This window comes from Corallococcus aberystwythensis (assembly GCF_003612165.1).
In the GTDB taxonomy this organism is placed as follows: Bacteria; Myxococcota; Myxococcia; order Myxococcales; family Myxococcaceae; genus Corallococcus; species Corallococcus aberystwythensis.
The window spans coordinates 1-3,059 of sequence record NZ_RAWK01000483.1 but is presented as its reverse complement, the minus strand read 5'-3'; the positions used below and the strand labels follow the sequence as shown (position 1 = coordinate 3,059).

4 protein-coding genes are annotated in these 3,059 nt (G+C 71.2%); 2 read left to right on the top strand and 2 right to left on the bottom strand.

Features of this window, described 5'->3' with window-relative positions:
* The first annotated feature begins 105 nt into the window (after positions 1-105).
* Both D7W81_RS40650 and D7W81_RS40645 read left to right on the top strand, forming a co-directional pair.
* On the top strand, positions 106-468 hold the full coding sequence (locus D7W81_RS40650; protein ID WP_120527307.1) for a response regulator: 363 nt from the start codon (positions 106-108) through the stop codon (positions 466-468).
* Between the two features lie 77 nt (positions 469-545).
* On the top strand, positions 546-1,010 hold the full coding sequence (locus tag D7W81_RS40645) for a putative signal transducing protein (protein WP_120560675.1): 465 nt from the start codon (positions 546-548) through the stop codon (positions 1,008-1,010).
* A 16-nt stretch (positions 1,011-1,026) separates the two neighbouring features.
* On the opposite strand, the gene D7W81_RS40640 is transcribed toward D7W81_RS40645, so the two are convergent.
* Both D7W81_RS40640 and D7W81_RS40635 read right to left on the bottom strand, forming a co-directional pair.
* A complete protein-coding gene (locus tag D7W81_RS40640; RefSeq protein ID WP_120560674.1) occupies positions 1,027-1,995 on the bottom strand; it encodes an N-acetylmuramoyl-L-alanine amidase-like domain-containing protein in 969 nt (322 codons plus the stop codon).
* A complete protein-coding gene (locus D7W81_RS40635; RefSeq protein ID WP_120560676.1) occupies positions 1,992-3,020 on the bottom strand; it encodes a HEAT repeat domain-containing protein in 1,029 nt (342 codons plus the stop codon). Before D7W81_RS40635 ends, D7W81_RS40640 begins: the two co-directional genes overlap by 4 nt.
* Between the last annotated feature and the right edge of the window lie 39 nt (positions 3,021-3,059).

Below are 3,059 nucleotides of genomic sequence, written 5' to 3'. Positions count from 1 at the left end.
GTCGCAAGCCCACCCGCCTGCCCTCCCCCGAAGCAGCCAGCCGGACGTCACCGCGCCCGGGACGCGATGGACGAATCCCCCGGGGCACCGGGTTGCTCTAGTCGCATGGATGGCGAGCGAATCAAGGTCCTGCTGGTGGAGGACGACGGGGACAGCCGGGAACTCCTCGCGGAGCTCCTGGAGGACGACTTCGAGGTCACCACCGCGTCCGACGGCGTGGCGGGACTGAAGGCGTTCGAGGCCACGCACCCCGACGTCGTGGTGACAGACGAGTCCCTGCCAGGAATGAACGGCACGGAGCTGGCGCAACAGGTAAAGGAGCGCGAACCCAATGCCCGCGTCGTCCTCGTGTCCGGCTACGCGCAGGTGGAGAACGCGGAATACTGCGACGCGGTGCTGCGCAAGCCCATCGACGTGGAGCGGCTGAGCCGCATGGTGGGCGAGCTGGGAGACGCGGCCCGGCATTGAGGGAAATTCTCGCGGGGGGCCGCCTGCCATCCGCGCGAGCCGTTCCTAACATTCCAGCCATCGCCCAGGAGGGCCCCATGAGGTACTGCGCACGGTGTGGCTCGGAGTATCAGGACAGTGTCGTGGACTGCACGGATTGCCCCAACCACCCGCCGCTCGTGTCGGCGGAGGAGATGCGCGAGCGCGGGCTGCCCCTTCCCCATGAGTTGGATCAACGCCGCTTCGTGAGGGCGGGCATCGCGGACGACCCCGTGACGGCCCAGGTCTTCGTGGACGTGCTGGAGGAGAACCGCATCCCGCTCATCGTGCGCCCCGGCCGCTCAGGCGTGGTGGACGAGCTGACCACGGGCAACCTGCTGCCCTGGTGGGAGATGCTGGTGCCGGACACCGAACAGGCCCGCGCCGCCGCGCTCCTGGAGGATGTGAAGGTCCAGGCGCTCGCCTCCGCGGACGAGGCCAGCCGCGCGGCGGAGGAAGAAGAGCTGGAGGACGAGCGGGCGCGCCAGGCGGCGATGGACAGCAGCGTGCCCCCGGCCCTCTAGGGGGACGTCTTCGCGCTCAGGGCGAGCCCACGGCCGCGCTGCCAGGCGTGGCCGCTGGCTGGGTCACGAGCGTGGGCGATGGGCGCCGGGCCTCGAAGAGGCTCACGCCCGTCACCCGCCATTTGTCATAGCGCGCGTTGCGGGCGAGGAACGTCTCCAGGTCCTCGTCCACCACGCGGTTGTAGCCGCCCCTGGACGCGTGGCGCAGGTACGTGCGCTTCTTCTTCTGCACCACGAAGCCCAGGTGCGTGATGCGCGTGGCCTTCAGCGGCAGGTCCTCGCGCATCACGACGAGGATGGTGCCGGAGGCCACGCCGCGCGCGTGCTCCAGCACCTTGTCCAACGGAATCATGTCCAGGGTGAAGGTGCCCACGGGCTGACGCTCGCGGGGAATCTGGAGCGCCATGGACGACTTCGACTGCCAGGTGTGCGCGGTGAGCGTCTTGGTGACGGTGACGGTGTCCGCCTTCGCGTACTTGCGCGTCACGTCCACCAGCAGGCCCTTCTTGATGTTGTTGGGCAGCCACTGCGCTTCCATCAGGTGGTTGCGGTCCTCGTAGGTGGGCGTGCTCGCGTAGCGGATCCGCTCCAGGAGCGCGGAAACCTCGGGCTCGCCGTGCGCCATGCCCAGGGCCAGCGTCTCCTCCACGAAAGTGAGGCAGTCCACCGCGTCCAGGCGGAAGGGGGGGTCGGGGTCCACGCCCTGCCCTTCCCCCAGCGGTGACAGGACGTAGGGCGTGTTGAGGAACTTCTCGCTCATGCCCAGGAGGCGCTCCGCGAGCGGGGACTCGGCCCGCTCCGCGATGAGGGCCGCGCGCTGCTCGGGCGTGAGCACGCTCCAGCCGTTCTCCCGCACGGGCGGAGTCGAGGGAGCCGCCGCCGGGGGCGCGGTGAGCGACGCGGGCACCGCGCGCGCCGGCGGGGTCGCGGCCTTCGAAGGGGTCTGGGACAAGAGCGCGAGCGCGCACACCCCCCACAGGCTCACGGCGTCACCCCGGCCTTGCGCAGGATGGCCTTGCGCCGGTCGTCCGCGAGCTGGAGCGTCTCCAGCTCCTTCTCATAGACGAGCTTCTCTTCACCCTTCGCGTTCCACGACGCGAGCACCAGCCAGTCCAGCGACGCGGCATTGCCCCCCTGGTACAGCACGCGCGCGGCGGTGGCGGCCAGGGTGCGGTCCGCGTCCTCCAGGAGCGGCGACAGCACGGGGCCGGCCTTCTTCGCCGGCACGCCCTCGAAGAGCACCAGCCCCTGGCGGCGCACGAACTTGTCCGTGTTGCCCAGGAGCTTCTGCGCGAAGGCGAAGCCCTCCGGGGCGCCCAGCCGGCACAGGCCCCGGGCCGCGGCGAAGCGCGTGCTCTCCGAGTCGCTGTCCAGGTACGTCTTGAGCGCGGCCTTCTGCTTGGCATCACCGCTGGCGCCCGCGGCCTCCAGCATCGCCGCGCGGACCTCCAGGTCCTGCTCGTCCTTCGCGGCGGCCATCAGCGGCTTGCCCACCTTCGGGTTCCGGGAAGCCCCCAGGGCCCGCGCGGCCTCGCGGCGCACGCCGCTGCTCTTGTCCTGGAGGAGCGGCAGGACGGCCGCGGTGTTGCGGCTGCCCAGCCGGGCCAGGCCCTGCGCCGCGTACATGCGCACGGTGCTGTCGCCGTCCGACGCCAGCTTCACCAGCGTGGACTCGCCGGTGCGCGCGCCCAGCGACGCCAGCAGCGACGTCAGGTTGCGGCGGGTGCGCTCCTCGTGGGTGGTGCGCAGGATGGGGCCGATCTCCTCTGCCGCGTAGGCCTCCTCGCGCAGGAAGCGCAGGCGCGACGCGGCGGCGGGCACGGGGGCGCCGTTGGCCACCTGGGAGAGGACGCTGTCCGCCTCCGCTCGGCTCTGGGCCTTCTTGGACGCGGACCCCGGCCCGGCGAGGCCGGTCAGGGGCAGGAGCAGCACGAGGAGCAGGGCACGGACGGGCGGAGGACGCACAGGGGCGGAACGATGGCAAGCACGGCCCCTGGCTCTTATACACATCTCCGCGCCCACGAGACATGCGCAGATCTCGTATGCCGT